We start from the raw sequence: 16403 nt of genomic DNA, 5'->3' as shown, positions 1-16403 counted from the left end.
CCGGAATGAACTGGCGATCCTTAGCCGCCAAATCATTGGCCGGACGTCGCACGGACTGATCGAAAAATGCACGCGCGCAGTTGCCCCGAAGGGACGAACAGCTTCACTTTCCATCACATTTAGGAAAGTGGCGCGAGTGACGGGGCTCGAACCCGCGACCTCCGGCGTGACAGGCCGGCGCTCTAACCAACTGAGCTACACCCGCGAACGATCGCGTCGTGGACGGGGCAACTAGTGGAGGGTCGTTTGCCTGTCAACACAGTGCGGCATCATTTTCGAAGCTCTGGCGGCAGGGCTTCGTTTTCGTCCTCATGCGCGTTGGTGAAGGTGCCTTCGGCGAACAGGAATCCGGCGATATCCGGCCGGCCCGCCGCGTCGAGAACGGTCTTCAGGATGATCAGCAGCGGGACCGCCAGCAGCGCCCCCGCCGTGCCCCACACCCAGCTCCAGAAGCTGAGTGCGACGAGAATCAGCAGCGGATTGATCGTCAGCCGCCGGCCCACCAGCATAGGCGTCAACACATTGGCCTCGACGAGATGGACCGCGATGAACAAAGATGCCGGCACCAGCGCGTAGCCGAGATCCGAAAAGGTCATCAGTCCGCCGACCGCGAGCAGGCCGGTCGCGAGGATCGGCCCGAAATAAGGGACGTAGTTGAGGATCGCGACAAGCCCCCCCCACATGATCGGACTCGGCATCCCCGCGAACCACAGCATCAGCGAGACGAGAATACCCATGCCGATGTTCACCGCGGTGATCGTCGCCAGATAGGCCGAGGTGCGGTCGACCATTTCCTGGATAACCCGCGCGGTCGTCATCGCGCTGGAGAAGCTGCCCCGGTTGGTGATCGTCCGCCGCCGCATCCGCGTCCAGCTCGACAGGAAGAAATAGACCACCAGCGTAGCGAACAGCATCTGCACCAGCGCATGCGGGGCAGAAGTGGCGACATAGTCGAACAGCGAATTGGGCTGCTCGATCGTCACGGACCGACCGCGCCCCGAGCTGCTGCGCAGGAGCGACCCCATCGTCTCGTCGACGAATCGTTCGAACGAGGAATAGATATCGATCAGTGGCGAGAGATTTTCGCGGATCAGCCGGATGCGCGAGGGCAGCCGCGCGAACCATTCGGTGGCGGGGACGATCACCGAGGCGATCGCGGCATTGGTGAGGCCAAGGAACAGCAGCACGCACAACAGCGCGGCGAGCGGCGACGGCAGGCCGCGCCGCTCGAGCCACTCGAGCAGCGGCACCATCGCCACCGCGATCACGAGCGCGATCGTCACCGGCAGGAAGAACTCGGCGCCCGAACGCAGCGCAAAGGGGATGGCCAGGATGATGCCCGCGCCCGCCGTCAGCGCCAGCCAGGCGAGCAGGCGATCCCGGCGATAGGCCATCTCGGCCTGGCTTTCCATCGACGCGCGCAACGCATCGACAACGGGCGTCGCTTCCGCCGAAGCGGCCTGCTCTCCCCCGTCGATCGCCTCCTCCTGCATCGATTCGCTCCGCGCGTTCATCTCATCCCAATGCCATTATCGCCTCCTTCGGCGAAACCCGCCAGCGGGTCCGGCGGGGCGGCTGATCAGGCTCTGGATTATTACGACAACACAACAGGTTCATGGCAAAGATAAGGCCGGTTGCGTTAGCAACTGCACAAAAACACAACATATAGCGTTGCTCGTCCCACCCCGCCGACGAAACGATTCGTCGTGCTTTCATTGACTCTGGTCCGGCACCCGGCCAATGGACCCCTCGAAATTGGTCGTCCGGGGGCACGACGTACTTCCGCCTCCCTGCCGACAAGTCGTGAATGAGCACCTCGCCCTTTGTTTTGAGGTTCGGGCGAGTGTGGGCTTTTGCGCATCTTATGGAGTGCTGAATGTCCGCAAAACTGGCTCAACATCCGCTCATGATTGCTGCGATGATCTTTGCCGCGGCGACCGGAGCCATGGGCTTTGCGGCTATCCCGACGTCCGAACCGGCGCTCGCATATGACATGTCCGCCCAGATCACCGCCGACGAACTGGTCGTCGATGACGGGATCGACAAGGTTCTCTTCAAGGAGGCGGTCATCGCCTCATCCCAGATCGACAAGCAGCTCGAATGCATGGCCAAGGTCGTCATGCACGAAGCCGCCAACCAGCCGCGCAGCGGCCAGCTCGCCGTCGCGCAGTTGATCATGAACCGCGTAGGCCAGGACCGCTTCGGCGAGACCGTGTGCCAGGTGGTCAATCAGCCCGGCCAGTTCTTCAACACCAACAGCTATAACCCGCCGCGCGCGTCGTCGCGCTGGGCAACCGCGATCGAAGTGTCGCGTCAGGCGATGGCGGGCCATGGCGAGCAGATCGTCCCCGGCGCGGTCTTCTACCACGCCGCCTATCAGGCGCCGAACCGCTTCTTCAAGACGCGCGAGCGTATCTCGATGGTCGGCGACCACGTCTTCTACCGTTAAGCGTCCGAACCGGATTTCGTGAAAGCCCCGGCCGTAACGCCGGGGCTTTCGCATATGAGGCGCTTCGTCATTCCCGCTTTGCGGCAAGGACGGGTTGAGGGCTGATTTCCGAACGGGCGAACATCCCCCTTCGCTGGAACGACGATTCTGGGTAGGTCGTGCCCATGTCCAGGACCACCCGCGCGACCCACTTTCTGACTGAGGCAAGGGTAGCCCACACCGTCCATAGCTATGACTATGCGCCGGGGGGCGAGCGGGTCGGACTGCAGGCCGCCGAGGCGCTGGGTGAAGATCCGGCGCGGGTGCTCAAGACGCTGATGATCGAGATCGATGGCCGGCCCGCCTGCGCGGTGATCCCGTCGGACCGCGAGCTTTCGATGAAGAAGGCCGCCGCGGCGCTTGGCGCCAAATCCGCCCAGATGATGAAGCCTGCCGATGCCGAGCGGATCACCGGCTATCATGTCGGCGGGATCAGCCCGTTCGCCCAGAAGAAGCGCGTCGCCGTAGCGATCGAAGCGGGCGCGATGGGCGAGGATCTGGTCTATATCAATGGCGGTCAGCGGGGATTGCAGGTGCGCCTCGCGCCGGGTGATGCGGCGAAGGCGCTTGGCGCGATCGTGGCGGATGTCGTGGCCGAATAGACGTCGCCCGGGCTTACGCCGGGTGGACGTTACTGGCCCGGAGCCTCGTCGCCGAAGCGCGCCGCCTGAAGCTGTTTCCAGCGCTTGTGCAGCGCGTCGCGCGGGGCGGTGCGGCCATCGGCCTCTGCCATCGCTCTCCATTCCCCCGCCACCGCCGACGCCTGTTGCTGGACGTCCGACACCGGCTTCTCGTCGACCCAGACGGCAAGCGTGCCGGCATTGAAGAAGAGCAGCACTATCGCGGCGGTGGCAATGGTCAGCGTGGTCCAGAGAAGGGCGCGCTTCTCGATCGGCTCGCCGGGCAGGTCGACCGGGGAAGCCAGTTCATGCTCCTTCATCTCGCGGGTCATGAGCCGGTCTCCATCAGAACTGATAATAGATGAAGGGCGCGACCCCTTCATAGCGCATCGCGTCGATCAGGATGATCGCTGCCCCGATGAGCAGCCCGAGCAGCGGCGCGGGCAGCGCGCGCAGGCGGAGCGCGATGCCCTGCGCAAGCAGCGGCGGGGTGAAGTGGAACGCCATGCCCAGCACGATCAACCCGGCGAGCAGCGGCGTGGTCATGCCGTTGCTCCAGTCGCCGACGCCGATCCCGCCGAGATAGGTGATCGCCGAATCGAAGCTGTCGGCGCGAAAGAAGATCCAACCGAAGGTGACGATGTGGAAGGTGACGAGGATCGCCAATAGCTTCGGCAGGCCGGGCAGCCCCGCCTTGCGCCACAGCGTCTCGATCACCTGAACCCCGCCATGGATGCCGCCCCAGATCAGGAAGGTCCATTTCGCGCCGTGCCAGAAGCCGCCGAGCAGCATCGTCAGCAGGATATTGCGGCATTGCATGAAGAGGCCGCCGCGATTGCCGCCAAGCCCGATATAGAGATAGTCGCGCAGCCAGCTCGACAGGCTGATATGCCAGCGCCGCCAGAAATCCTGCATCGACGCGGCGCGATAGGGCTGATTGAAATTACGCGGGAAGCGATAGCCGAACAGCGCAGCGATGCCGATCGCCATGTCGCTATAGGCCGAGAAATCGCAGTAGATCTGCACCGCATATCCATAGGCGGCGAGGACGAGATCAAGACTCGAATGCGCGGCGGGATCGAAGAACACCGGATCGACCAGATTGACGGACAGTTCGGAGGCGACGACCGCCTTCTTGAACAGCCCCCAGACGATCAGCAGCAGCGCCATCGCCACCATGCTGCGGTTCAGCTTCGGCGTCTGACGGAATTGCGGCAGCAGATCCGCCCCGCGCACGATCGGCCCCGCGACGAGATGCGGGAAGAAGGACATCAGCAGGGTGATATCGAGGAGCGATTCCGAACGGATGCGATCTCGATAGACGTCGATCAGATAGGACATGCCCTGGAAGGTGAAGAAGGACACGCCGACCGGCAGGATGATCTGAAGCAGCGGCAGATCGCGGGCATAGCCGAAGTCGGCGAGCAGCACGCCGAGCTGCTCGAGGAAGAAGTCGTAATATTTGAAGAAACCGAGAATGGCGAGATTACCGATGATGCCGATCGTCACCACCGCCTTGCGGGCGCCCGGCGCATCGCTGGCGTCGATGATCCGCGCCGCGCCCCAGTTGATCACCGCCGAGGCGATCAGCAGCGCGACGAAGCGCCAGTCCCAGGCGCCGTAGAAGACCCAGCTGGCGAGCAGCAGCAGGATCTTGCGCCACTCGTTGCTGCGCGACACCGCCCAGATGACGGCGAAGACGACGAGGAAGAAGATACCGAAGTCGAGGGTTGGGAAGAGCATCGGACGCTAACGTCCCCGCCCAACGTCATTCCCGTGAAAGCGGGAATCCATGGTAGCGAGCCGCTTCAAGCCAGATGTTCCGCCGTCGATGGATTCCCGCTTTCGCGGGAATGACGAACGGGGCAGCGGATACCCCGTCACCGCCGCCACCCCGAACCGGCATTGGCGGCGGCCTCGATATCGGCCTGGAGGCGGGCGGCGATTTCCTGGCCGCCGGCGCTGTTAAAATGGACATAGTCGCCGCGCATCCGCGCCGGCGGCATCTTGACCCAGGTCACGGCGGTGCAGCGGCCGCCCATCCGCGCCTCCCAGTCCCAGAAGCCGAGCCGCAGCTGATGCGCAACGCGGCGCTGGACCTCGCGCACAGCCTTGAGACCCGGCGGCGGGAAGAGCGGGCGCGCGGTGATCGCCCAGCCGACACGCGGCGCGGCGGCGGGCTGCACGAGCGCGGGCAGCAAGGGGGCGGTGCCGCGCGAAACCGTCGCGCGCTGGCCAAGCGCGTCGAGGACATCCTCGATTCCAGCGGCGTCCGATGCTGGCTGCGCCTGCGCGGGGGAAGGATCGACCGCCAGCGGCGGGAGCGACACGGGCTCGATGCACGGCGTAGGCGTCACGGTGGGCGCGTTGTTGAGCAGTTCGTTGCGGCGCGTCAGCGCGTCGGGCGCGCCGAGCAGCAGGATCGGCACGCGCCCGGCGACGCGGCGGATGCGCCCGATCTGGCTGCGCAGGGCAATCTCATATTCCTGCGGGCTGACCCGGGGCGCGAAACCTTCGTTGGTGCCGAAGGCGAGGACGATCAGGTCGGGATCATAGCTGCGCAGTTCCTCCGCGACCACCGCGTCGTCATTGCGTCCGAAATGAACGAGTTGCGACCCGACCACGCCGACGTTGGACAACGTCACGCCGCCCAGATCGCGAAAGCTCGCCCAGCTGGTGATCGTCGCCGGACCGCCCTCGGCCACGACCGACACGGCGAGCTGAGGACGATCGAAGGTCATTTCCTTGCATTCGGGACGGGTGATCAGCGCGCCGAGCTCCATCCGCTCGGTGACGCCGCCGACGGTGACGACAAGTGCGCCCGCGCCCGGCTGGGCAATCGCGCACAGCATGAAGCGGGTAAAGGCCTGGCTCGCCGACGCCGTCATGCCGATCCGCGCGCCATCGGCGGTCGAGGTCAGGCTGAAGCCCGAAAGGCCGATCTTGCCGCGTGGCTCCTTCGAGCCCGGGCCGAAGATCGACGAGACCGTCCAGCCGGGTGACATATCGACGCTGACGCCACGTGGATTATAACCCTGGAACGGCCTGCCCGGCGGCATCACCCCGCGCCCGCCGCTGCCATAGCGTGCCTGAAGCATGTCGCGCCACGCGCCGGTAATCGCGTCGCCGGCGGTGTGACTGTCGCCGATCTGGAGGATGTGCACCGGCTTGCCGCTGCCGTCGCGTGCGGCCGCCAGCTTGTCGAACCAGGGCCGCAGCACGGCATAGTCGCACAGCGCACCCGCGCAATCGGCGGTGACGACGGGAGCCGTCGCGACGGCGGCGGCAAGCGCGAGCGCGGTAATCATCGGCGAGGGTCGTCGCTACCGATGTCGGGCGGCAACAGGCTGGCAGGGGCGCCTCTGGCCGGCGGCAAGGGATCTTCGAGCTTTGGCGGAGCAGTCTTGGCGGGCCGTTCCGGCTCGAAGGCATTTTCCAGAAGCTCTTCGATCTCGACCGGCTTCTTCGGCGCGGGCCGGACCGGCGGCGGCACGACCAGCGGCGCGGGCGCGACCACCGGCGGCGGCGGCGCGTCGCCCCCCGCCCGCGCGCGCGCCTGATCGACATAGCTCCTGACCCGCGCGGCGAGGCCGCGGGTGATGCGGATATAGCCGTTCATCGACATATGGATGCCGTCATTGGCGCGGATCAGCACCGGCTTGCCACTGACGGCATCGGGCAGATAGGCCGAATAACGGCCATCGGCATCGACGCTGTAGGGTGCGGTCTCGATATAGGCGACGCCGAGCTGGCTCATCAGATCGCGGTAGAAGGCGTTCATACGCGCGACATCCGCGTCATAGGCGGCCTCGCGCATCTTCGGCAGACCGACCCAATAGACGATGGCCCCCTGATCGCGCAGCATTGCGACATAGGCGGTCACGCGTCGCGCGATAGCCGCCTTCCACTTGGGCGTCAGCAGCGCATAGACATGGCCGCCATCAGCCACCCCCATCATGTCGTTCGCGCCGAAGGAGATCACCGCGATATCGACGGGCGCGGAAGCGAGGCGGGCGCGGTCATGCTGTTCAAGGTTGAGCGTCTTGTAGCGGGTGAAGCCGGTCGCCTGTTGGCTGTACTTGATCACCTGATAACCCGCCTTGCGGCTGAGCTGATTATAGAGCGCTGACCAGATGCCGTCGCCGAAGCTGTCGCCGAACACGCCGACGCGCACCGGTCGGCCCGCAGCGATGGCGTTGACGATGCCGGGCTGGATCGGCCGGGTCTCGGCGACGGCCGGCGGCGTGGGCAGCCCGCCCGCCGCCGGGACCGGGGGCTTGCCATCGGGCGACTGGCCCTGAGCGACATTGGCGCCGGGTTCGCCGGGCGTCGCCAGGTTACCCGTCGCCACCGGGCTTTCGACCTGCTGCCGGATGCCGAAGGCATAGCCGATGGCCACACCCGCCGCGACACCCAGGAACAGGACCGCCGCCCGATCGAACAGAAGCAGCACCGCCCTCACCATGATCCGCACACACTCCCGCTACGAACCGACGCGGCCGCACTGGTCGGCGGAACGGGATCGCTGCGTCCCCTTAATATGCGGGCCGCCGCGCTGTCGAGCGGCTTCGGGGAATTGGGCGTAAGGAGCTCTCGTGTGAGCCCTCAACCGTCTCATTCCGGGAGAGGATTGAGGGGGGATTGGTCAGGCGGCCCGCGCGCGTTCCTCGGCCAGCGCCTCGAGGATCGTCAGCGGCAGCGCGCCTTCGAGCAGGATCTGGTGGAACTGTTTGAGGTCGAACTTCGCGCCCTGGATCTTCTTCGCGGCGTCGCGCGCCTTGACCCAGCTCATATGGCCGACCTTGTAGCTGCACGCCTGCCCCGGCCATACGCAGTAGCGATCGACCTCGCGCTGGGTGCGCGGACGGGCGAAGCCGGTGGCCTCGACCATGTAATCGGTCGCCTTCTCGCGGCTCCAGCGCTTGTAGTGCAGCCCGGTGTCGGTGACGAGGCGGACCGCGCGGAACAGGAAGCTCTGCAGGAAGCCCGCGCGGCCGAGCGGGTCCTTCGCATAGACGCCCATCTCGTCGGCGAGCTGTTCGGCGTAGAGCGCCCAGCCTTCGACATAGGCGCCGAACGGCGCGTCCTTGCGCAGCATCGGCAGGTCCTTCGCCTCCTGCGCAAGGCTGATCTGCAGATGGTGGCCCGGCGAGCCCTCATGATAGGTCAGGCTGGGCAGGCCGTAGCGCGGCCAGTCTGCGGTGTCCTTGAGGTTGATGTAGTAGATCGCGCCGCGCGAGCCATCGAGCGCCGCCGCATTATAATAGCCATTGGGGGCGCCGTCCTGAATGAAGGCTGGTACCCGCTTGACCTCGAGCGCCGCCTTCGGAAGCGTCGCGAACGCCTGGGGCAGCTTCGCGTCGATCACCTTGATCACCGAATTGATATAGCCGATCAGTTCGGCGCGGCCGGCGTCGGTGTTCGCGAAGAGCTGTTTGGGGTCGGCGTTGAGCGCGGTCAGCCGCTCGCCGACCGAGCCTTTGGTCATGCCCTGCTTCTTGAGGATCGTGTCGATCTGCGCCGTGATGTCGGCGACCTGTTCGAGCCCGACCTGATGAACGTCCTCGGGCGTCATCTTCGAGGTCGTGGCGTTCATCAGCGCGTCGGCATAATATTCGTCGCCGTTGGGCAGGCGCCAGCAGCCGGCGTCATGGACCGCCGCCTTGCGCAGTCCCGAGACGAGCGCGATTTGCCGATCGAGCGCGGGGAAGACTTCGTTCGCTACGATCTTTTCGGCGGCGGCGCCCCAGTCGCCGGGGATGCTCTTGACCCTCGTCCGGCGGACGACCGATTCGACCAGCACGGTCTGCGCCGCCGGTTTGTCGCGCAGCGACTTCAGCTGGCCGATCGCGAGGTCAAGGCAGAAATCCGGCGCATAGGCGCCAAATCGGACATCGTCCTGCTGAAAGCGGGTGCTCTCGTCGAGGACGCGGGCAAACTCGCGCAGGCGCGATATATAGGCGTCGGCATCGTCTTTCGTGCCGATCACATGCTGCGAATCGAGGAAGTCGGGAATGTTGGAATAGGGGCCGCTGAGCTGGCTGATCGCATAGGGAACGTAATAGCCCGCCGATTCGCCATAGGGATATTTCGAAGCCCCTTTGGTGCCCTGCTCGTACATATAGACGACGACGTCATGGTTGAGCTGCGCCTTCGGCGAGAGCGCGGCGCGGTCGATCGCGCGGAGCTGGGCGAGCTCGGCCTTGTTGCGGGCGAGCGCCTCGGCCTGCGCGGCCTTGCTGTAGCGGTCGAGCTTGCCGCGCTGCGCGGCGCGCGCGCCCTTGTCGAGGCCGAGGCCCGTCGTGAGCTCGGGGTTCTCGTCGAGCCTGGCCTCCCACAGCTTCTCGACCAGCACGGCGAGCGCGCGATCGGCGGCATTGCCCGAAGCCTCGGCCGCCTCGGCGACACGCGGCAGCATGCCGGCGAGCAGGGCGAGACCGGTCGAGCCGATGAAGTGACGTCTATCCATGAAATCTTGCTCCCTGAGAGAGTTATGGCTGGGAGAGTAAAGGGCGTTTTAGGGGAGGCAAGGGTGTATTGCCTGTAGAAGACAGTTGTTTGTTTGGCCTCGAAAGCCGGGCGCGCGCATCCGTCCGTCCGCCTGGCTTTCCTCGCATAAGCTCGAACGGCCGTTCGCCCCTGCGGGACGCGATGCGTCCCGGCGCCGGACTTTGGAGTCGTGGTAGCATTTCGAGGAGACAAGCGCGAAAGGCGCGTCTGGCTTCTTGCGAGGAAGCCAAGGGCGGCGGACGCCGACCGTACGGCGTCTGAGGACATTTTCAGAGAAAGTGGGGAGCTTCTGTTGCCCGGTGCTCCCCGAACCGCTGGATTCCGCTTCTGTTGCCCGGTGCGGACCGAACCGCGCTAAGCCTTAGTAACTTTGTCCGTGAGGACTAGGTTACGCGGCGATCGCGAGTGCCTCGTTATCGTTAGCACTTGTAGGTTTGAACGGTTTAACGGCTCATTCAGGCCGGGCAAAAACATCGCCTTTGAATACACGTCGATCCTAGTTCGGCCCCGTCAGGAGCCCCGTTTCCGGGCCTTCTGGTGGAGCCGCCGGGTACCGCCCCCGGGTCCGCTGCATCTATTTCGCGACATCATTTATCACCATAGCCGGGTGAACCCGGCCCCCCCTATATAGGGGATGCACAGCGGATTTGAAGGGGCTGTTTCAGCCCTTCTTCTTCAGCTCGGCGAGAATTTCGCGGAGCAGGACGACGTCTTCGGGCGGGGCGGCGGGTGCGGGGGCTTCCTCCGTCTTGCGATTGAGGCGGTGGACGAAGCGGACCAGCAGGAACACCACGAAGGCGACGATCAGGAAGTTCACCGCGACAGTGATGAACTGCCCGAAGCCGAGCAGCGGAACGCCCGCGGTCTTGAGGTCGGTATAGCTGGTGATCGAGCCCTTGAAATCGGCGGGGATCGCGCCGAGCCGAAGGAAATGGCTCGAAAAATCGAGGCCGCCGGTGAGATAGCCGATCACCGGCATGATCAGATCGTCGGTCAGCGACGAGACGATCCTGCCGAACGCCGCGCCGATGATCACCGCAACGGCGAGGTCGACGACATTCCCCTTGTTGATGAAGGCCTTGAATTCGTTGAGCATGGTCCGCTCCTTCCATGAGTTGGCCGTGGCGCGATCATCGCGCCCATGCAATAAAGGTCAAGCCGGGCATTGAAGTCCGTTACGGGCGGCATACCTAGCCGCATAATACAGTCGGCTCAGGGAATATCGCAGATGACCATCGATCGCCGTTTCTCCGTTGCGTTGCTCGCTCCCATCGCCGCGATCGCGGTCACCGGCTGCGGCATCAACAGCGTTCCGACCGCCCAGGAAGAAGCCAAGGCGAAATGGGCCGACGTCCAGACGCAATATCAGCGCCGGGCCGACCTGATCCCCAATCTCGTCAACACGGTGAAGGGCTTCGCGGCGCAGGAGAAGACCGTCCTCACCGACGTCACCAACGCGCGGGCGCGGGCGACCGGCATCCAACTTTCAGGCGCGGATTTGCAGGACCCGGCCAAGGTGAAGGCCTTCGCCGATGCGCAGGCGCAGCTCAGCGGCTCGCTCGCCCGGCTGCTCGCGGTGCAGGAGAGCTATCCCGACCTTAAATCGAGCGACCAGTTCATGGCGCTGCAAAGCCAGATCGAAGGCACCGAGAACCGCATCGCGATATCGCGGCGCGACTATAATGAGTCGGTGCGCGCCTATAACACGCTGATCCGCACCTTCCCGAGCGCGATCGGCGCGAAGGTCTTCCACGGCGCGCAGCCGATGCAGCCCTTCGAGGCGAGCGCGGGTTCGGACGCCGCACCCACGGTGAAGTTCTGAGCGCAAAGACGGTGACGGCGAGCCCATCTCGTTACGCCCCGCTCGCACGCGGGAGGGGGTTCTTGTGGTTCATCGCCTTGGCGTTGACCCTTTTCCTCGCCCTCCCCGCTTTTGCGCAGACCTTCCCGCCACTCACCGGCCGGGTGGTCGACCAAGCCAAGCTTCTCTCGCCCGAACAGGCCGCCGCGCTCGACGCGAAGCTGGCGCAGCTCGAAGCCCAGAGCGGCCGCCAGATGGTGGTCGCGACGGTTGCGAGCCTGCAGGATTATCCGATCGAGGATTATGGCTACAGACTTGGTCGTGCCTGGGGGCTGGGCGACAAGAAGGCCAATGACGGGCTGATCCTGCTGGTCGCGCCCAATGAACGCAAGGTGCGGATCGAGGTCGGCTATGGCCTGGAACCGATCGTCACCGACGCGCTGGCAAGCGTGATCATCCAGCGTCGAATCCTGCCGTTGTTCCGCGAAGGCGACATGGCGGGCGGCATCGTCACCGGCGCCGAGGGTCTGGTGCAACTGCTTCAGCTTCCGCCCGATCAGGCGCAGGCACAGGCGCAGAAGCTGGTGGACGAAGACCGCAAAACGGAAAAAAGCGGCATACCCTTCTCGCTAATCTTCTGGATCATCGTCATCCTGTTCATCTTCGGATCGAGCATCGCAAACCGCTTCGGCGGAGGCCGGCGCTATCGCCGCGGTGGCAGTCCGATCGTCATCTGGGGCGGCGGCGATTGGGGCGGCGGGTCCGGCGGCGGATGGGGCGGCGGTGGCGGCTTTTCCGGTGGCGGCGGGTCATTTGGCGGCGGCGGATCGTCGGGGAGCTGGTGATGACGCAGCCTATCAGCATCAGCGACGCCGATATCGAGCTCGTCACCCGCGCGGTGACGGAGGCCGAGACGCGGTCGGACGCCGAAATCGCGACCATCGTCTCCGAACGATCTGACAATTATAACGACGTACCGCTGATCTGGGCAGCGCTCACCGCGCTGCTCGCGCTCGCGGTCTATGCCGCCTTTCCCGACTGCTATCTGGCGCTGCTCGACCGGATCACCGGCGGCTGGCATGTCTGGACGATCCGCGAGTGGCTGACGATCATGGTCTTCGCGACCACGATCAAGTTTCTCGCGGCGCGCTTTATCATCGGCTGGTGGCCGCTGCGCATGGTCTTCACTCCCGGCAGTACCAAGACCCGGCGCGTCCGCAACCGCGCCATCGCGCTGTTCAAGGCCTCGACCGAGCGGCGCACGCATAGCCGCACCGGCGTCCTCATCTACCTCTCGCTCGCCGAGCATCGCGCCGAGATCGTCGCCGACGAGGCGATCGTCGCAAAGGTCTCTCCCGACGCGTGGGGCGCGGCGATGGCGCTGCTGATCGACCATCTCAAGGCCGGTCGGCCCGGCGAGGGCATGGCAGCCGCGGTGGGGGCGATCGGCGCGGTGCTCGCCGAGCATTTCCCGCACAGTGGCAATGATCCCGACGAGATGCCGAACCGGATGATCTGCCTGTGACGGATAGCGGAGCCGGTCCGATCGAGACGATGTGGCAGGGCCGGTTCATCGCGGCCAAGCGTGAAGGCAAGTGGGAATATGTCAGCCGAACGCGTGGCATCCGCGCGGCGGTGATCCTCGCCATCGACACCGATGCGGATGGAGCCCATGTCCTGCTCGTCGAGCAATATCGGGTGCCGCTCAAGCGCCACTGTATCGAATTGCCCGCGGGATTGATCGGCGACGACAGCGAAGGTGAGGCCGACGACATCGCTGCCGCACGCGAGCTGGAGGAGGAGACCGGCTACCGACCCGCCAGGATCGAGACGATCGGCGAATTCAGCTCGTCTCCGGGCATGGTTTCCGAAACCTTCACCCTCGTGCGCGCGCATGGACTGGAGAAAGTGCATGACGGCGGCGGGGTCGAGGGCGAGGACATCATCGTCCACCGCATAGCGCTGGCTGAAGTTCCGGCCTTCGTCGAGCAGCAGCGCGGGCTCGGGAAGATGATCGATGTCAAGCTGCTGCTGCTGCTGGCGGGGCCGATCCTGACGGCTTGACCCTTATGCCGGCGGAGGCCGGGATCTCGTGCTGCAGGGACGGATCAGAGGTGGCGAGCCGCGCCTGAGACCCCAGCCTTCACCGGGGCAACGCGCTTTTACAGGTTGATCGGTCCGACCTGAAAATTGTCGGCATAGGCCTGCAGCTTGAGCGTCCGCGCCGCGCCCGCGACGACATGGGCCGTCAGCCCTTCGCGTTCCGCATAGGCCTTCGCGGCGTCGAGAGTCGGGAAACCAAGCTTCACCTGCCCGCGTGTATCGCCCGAGCCCGCCCAGCCGGTGAGCGGATCGGCGCGCTTCGCCTCGGCCGGCTCATATTCGAGCATCCAGCTGTCAGTACGGGCGCGGCCCGACTGCATCGCATTCTTGGTCAGCTGATAGATACGCGCATGCGCCATGATGTCTGTCCCGAAGGCGTTGATCTGCAGCCGCATTGCCGCAACGGGCCCCATTCCGTCAAGAACGCAGCGCGGCCTTCTTGGTCCGAAGAGTCGGATCGGCGGCGGCGGGATCGTCGGGCCAGGGGTGACGCGGATAGCGGCCGCGCATTTCCTTGGCCACCGCCGCCCAGCTTCCCTTCCAGAAGCCGGGCAGATCCTTGGTCGTCTGGATCGGCCGCCCGGCGGGCGATGTGAGGAGCAAGGTGAGCGGTACACGGCCGCCGCCGACCATCGGATGTGCCGACAGGCCGAATAGCGCCTGAGGACGCACCTCGACCGCAGGACCGCCCTCGGCGGCGTAATCGATCGGGTGGCTGCTGCCCGCGGGCGACTGGAGATGGGTCGGGGCGAGCCGTTCGAGCGCCTGCCGCCCATCCCAGCCGAGCAAGTCGTGGAGGGCGTTGGAGAGATCGCCCGGCGCAATGTCCGACAGCCTCCGCTTGCCCTCGACCAGCGGGGCGAACCAGTCGTCGAGGGTCAGGACCAGCGTCGTATCCGACAGGTCCGGCAACTCGCCGCCCTGCTCCACCGCGAAGGCGGCGCGGGCGCGTAGCGCCGCGACGCTGTCGGGCCAGTCGAGCAGGTCGAGCCCGCGCGTTCGCACCGCATCGATCAGCGCGGCGCTGATCATTGCGGGCGAGGCGCTTTCGTCACGCCCCGCAGCAAGCACGATCGCCCCCAGTCGCCGCTCGCGCCGGGCCTCGACCGCGCCGGTCGCCGGGTCGAAGCGCGCGGTGCGGCGAATTTCGAGATGGTCGGCGAACAACCGTTCGACCTCGGAGCCTTCGATCGGCGCGGCCGACAATATCCGCGCGCCAGAGGCCGCCCCCTGAATCTCCGCCACCGCCAGCCATTCGTTGCGCGCGAGCGGCGAGGTAGGATCGAGCCGGAAGCCGCGGCCGCCGCTGGATATCCAGTCCTCGCCCGAGGAACCGCGCCGCTTGGCGATCCGGTCGGGATAGGCGAGCGCGACGCAGGCCGCGATCATGGCATCGTCGCGGCCACGCCGACCGACCAGCCGCACCCAGCGGCCGGCGAGTTGCCGCGCCCCCTCGGCCCGCTTGCCGCGCTCCCCGCGCCAGCGGCGCAGCCGCAGTTCGAGATCGGCATCCTGCCCGCCCAGTCCGCGTTCGGACAGCAGCACAGCGACCTCGGCGGCGGTCTCGGCGAAGCCGCCCTCGGCAGCGCGGATCATCATATGGCCAAGGCGCGGCGGCAAAGGCAAAGCGGCGATCGCCTTGCCGTGCGCGGTCGGCCGGCCGTCACCGTCGATCGCATCGAGCCGGCCCAGCCGCTCGCGCGCCTCGCCGATCGCGGCGGGCGGCGGCGGATCGAGCCAGCGCAGCGCCCCCGGATCGGCGACACCCCATAAGGCACAGTCAAGCGTCAGCGCCGAAAGGTCAGTCTCCAAAATCTCGGGCGGATCATATTTCGGCAGGCCCGCCGTCGCCGCCGCTTCCCACAGCCGATAGACCACGCCGGGCTGCTGCCGCCCCGCACGGCCCGCGCGCTGCGTGACCGACGCCTGGCTGCCGCGTTCGGTGACAAGCTGGGTCATCCCCGCCGCGCGATCATAACGCGGACGGCGGGCGAGCCCCGAATCGACGACGATGCGCAGCCCGTCGATGGTGATGCTGGTCTCGGCGATCGAGGTGGCAAGGACGAGCTTGCGCGTGCCCGGAGGCGGCGGCGCGATTGCGGCGCGCTGCTCTGCCGGATCGAGCGAGCCGTGGAGGCGGTGAAGGACGACGTCGGGTGGCAGTCGATCGAGCCGTTCGGCGGTGCGCTCGATCTCGGCGACGCCGGGCAGGAAGGCGAGCAGGCTGCCGCCCTCCTCCGCCAGCGCGCGGCGGATCGTCGCGGCCATGTCGTCCTCGATCCGCTTTTCGGCCGAGCGTGGCGTATGGCGCAGCTCGATCGGATGGCTGCGGCCTTCGCTTTCAATCAGCGGCGCGGCGCCCATCAGCGCGGAAAAGCGCCCGCCGTCGAGCGTCGCCGACATCGCGACGAGGCGGAGATCGGGGCGCAACGCCGCCTGCGCATCGAGCGCGAGGGCGAGGCCGAAATCGCTGTCGAGGCTGCGCTCATGGACTTCGTCGAACAGCACCGCCGAGACGCCGGGCAGATCGGGGTCGGTCTGGATGCGGTTGACGAAGATGCCCTCGGTCACGACGAGGATACGGGTGTCGGCCGACTGTTTCGTATCGAGCCGGGTGGCGTAGCCGATCGTTCGCCCGACAGCCTCCCCCGCTTGTCCTGCCATCCGCTCGGCGGCGGCGCGCGCGGCGAGGCGGCGCGGGGAGAGCAGCAGAATCTGGCCTTCGCACCAGGGCTGCCCGAGCAAGGCAGGCGCGACGGCGGTGGTCTTGCCCGCGCCCGGCGGCGCGACGAGCACGGCGTTCGGCCCTTCGCGCAACGCGGCGATCAGATCGGGCAGGACGGCGTCGATCGGAAGCATGGGGAATCGGTTTATAGCAACA

At 66.2% G+C, this 16403-nt stretch carries 15 protein-coding genes, 1 tRNA gene and 1 other RNA gene; 6 read left to right on the top strand and 11 right to left on the bottom strand.

Annotated features, from left to right (window positions below; genetic code table 11):
• Positions 1-128: 128 nt before the first annotated feature.
• Both WP12_RS12820 and WP12_RS12815 read right to left on the bottom strand, forming a co-directional pair.
• Positions 129-205: transfer RNA gene (locus WP12_RS12820), tRNA-Asp, on the bottom strand.
• 64 nt (positions 206-269) lie between these two features.
• Positions 270-1412, bottom strand: coding sequence for an AI-2E family transporter (locus WP12_RS12815; RefSeq protein WP_235399127.1), 1143 nt, complete (start codon positions 1410-1412; stop codon positions 270-272).
• A gap of 464 nt (positions 1413-1876) precedes the next feature.
• On the opposite strand from WP12_RS12815, the gene WP12_RS12810 reads away from it, so the two are divergent.
• Positions 1877-2449, top strand: a complete 573-nt coding sequence (locus WP12_RS12810) for a cell wall hydrolase (RefSeq protein WP_046194105.1) — start codon at positions 1877-1879, stop codon at positions 2447-2449.
• Positions 2450-2613: 164 nt separating this feature from the next.
• On the top strand, positions 2614-3090 hold the full coding sequence (gene ybaK / locus WP12_RS12805; protein ID WP_046194104.1) for a Cys-tRNA(Pro) deacylase: 477 nt from the start codon (positions 2614-2616) through the stop codon (positions 3088-3090).
• A gap of 29 nt (positions 3091-3119) precedes the next feature.
• Here the strand turns inward: ybaK and WP12_RS12800 are convergent, their stop codons facing one another.
• The 7 genes from WP12_RS12800 to mscL all read right to left on the bottom strand — a co-directional run bounded on the left by WP12_RS12800 (position 3120) and on the right by mscL (position 10714).
• Entirely contained in the window at positions 3120-3440 is a 321-nt protein-coding gene (locus tag WP12_RS12800) for a hypothetical protein (protein WP_046194103.1), read from the bottom strand.
• A 13-nt stretch (positions 3441-3453) separates the two neighbouring features.
• On the bottom strand, positions 3454-4851 hold the full coding sequence (locus WP12_RS12795) for an MBOAT family O-acyltransferase (RefSeq protein ID WP_046194102.1): 1398 nt from the start codon (positions 4849-4851) through the stop codon (positions 3454-3456).
• A gap of 137 nt (positions 4852-4988) precedes the next feature.
• Complete coding sequence (locus tag WP12_RS12790) at positions 4989-6416, bottom strand: lipase (RefSeq protein ID WP_046194101.1); 1428 nt, start codon at positions 6414-6416, stop codon at positions 4989-4991.
• On the bottom strand, positions 6413-7573 hold the full coding sequence (locus WP12_RS12785) for an SGNH/GDSL hydrolase family protein (RefSeq protein WP_235399126.1): 1161 nt from the start codon (positions 7571-7573) through the stop codon (positions 6413-6415). Before WP12_RS12785 ends, WP12_RS12790 begins: the two co-directional genes overlap by 4 nt.
• A gap of 180 nt (positions 7574-7753) precedes the next feature.
• Positions 7754-9577, bottom strand: coding sequence for a DUF885 domain-containing protein (locus WP12_RS12780; protein WP_046194100.1), 1824 nt, complete (start codon positions 9575-9577; stop codon positions 7754-7756).
• A 357-nt stretch (positions 9578-9934) separates the two neighbouring features.
• Positions 9935-10274, bottom strand: a transfer-messenger RNA (tmRNA) gene (gene ssrA / locus WP12_RS24145).
• Positions 10275-10279: 5 nt separating this feature from the next.
• Positions 10280-10714, bottom strand: a complete 435-nt coding sequence (gene mscL / locus WP12_RS12775; RefSeq protein ID WP_046194099.1) for a large conductance mechanosensitive channel protein MscL — start codon at positions 10712-10714, stop codon at positions 10280-10282.
• Between the two features lie 132 nt (positions 10715-10846).
• Between mscL and WP12_RS12770 the strand changes: the two genes are divergently transcribed.
• The 4 genes from WP12_RS12770 to WP12_RS12755 all read left to right on the top strand — a co-directional run bounded on the left by WP12_RS12770 (position 10847) and on the right by WP12_RS12755 (position 13483).
• Positions 10847-11440, top strand: a complete 594-nt coding sequence (locus WP12_RS12770) for a LemA family protein (RefSeq protein WP_046194098.1) — start codon at positions 10847-10849, stop codon at positions 11438-11440.
• Positions 11441-11502: 62 nt separating this feature from the next.
• Positions 11503-12264, top strand: coding sequence for a TPM domain-containing protein (locus WP12_RS12765; RefSeq protein ID WP_046194097.1), 762 nt, complete (start codon positions 11503-11505; stop codon positions 12262-12264).
• Entirely contained in the window at positions 12264-12944 is a 681-nt protein-coding gene (locus WP12_RS12760; protein WP_046194096.1) for a TPM domain-containing protein, read from the top strand. Before WP12_RS12765 ends, WP12_RS12760 begins: the two co-directional genes overlap by 1 nt.
• A gap of 29 nt (positions 12945-12973) precedes the next feature.
• Positions 12974-13483: an NUDIX hydrolase gene (locus WP12_RS12755; protein ID WP_200894523.1), complete on the top strand. Its 510-nt coding sequence runs from the start codon at positions 12974-12976 to the stop codon at positions 13481-13483.
• A gap of 98 nt (positions 13484-13581) precedes the next feature.
• Here WP12_RS12755 and WP12_RS12750 read toward each other — a convergent pair whose 3' ends face one another.
• Positions 13582-13881 carry an ETC complex I subunit gene (locus WP12_RS12750; protein WP_046194136.1) on the bottom strand — a complete coding sequence of 100 codons (300 nt, stop codon included), beginning with the start codon at positions 13879-13881 and terminating at the stop codon, positions 13582-13584.
• Positions 13882-13939: 58 nt separating this feature from the next.
• Positions 13940-16381, bottom strand: coding sequence for an ATP-dependent helicase HrpB (gene hrpB, locus WP12_RS12745; RefSeq protein WP_046194094.1), 2442 nt, complete (start codon positions 16379-16381; stop codon positions 13940-13942).
• Positions 16382-16403: the final 22 nt, after the last annotated feature.

The sequence above is a fragment of the Sphingomonas sp. SRS2 genome (assembly GCF_000971055.1).
Classification (GTDB): Bacteria; Pseudomonadota; Alphaproteobacteria; order Sphingomonadales; family Sphingomonadaceae; genus Rhizorhabdus.
This window is presented reverse-complemented; position numbering and strand designations above follow the sequence as displayed.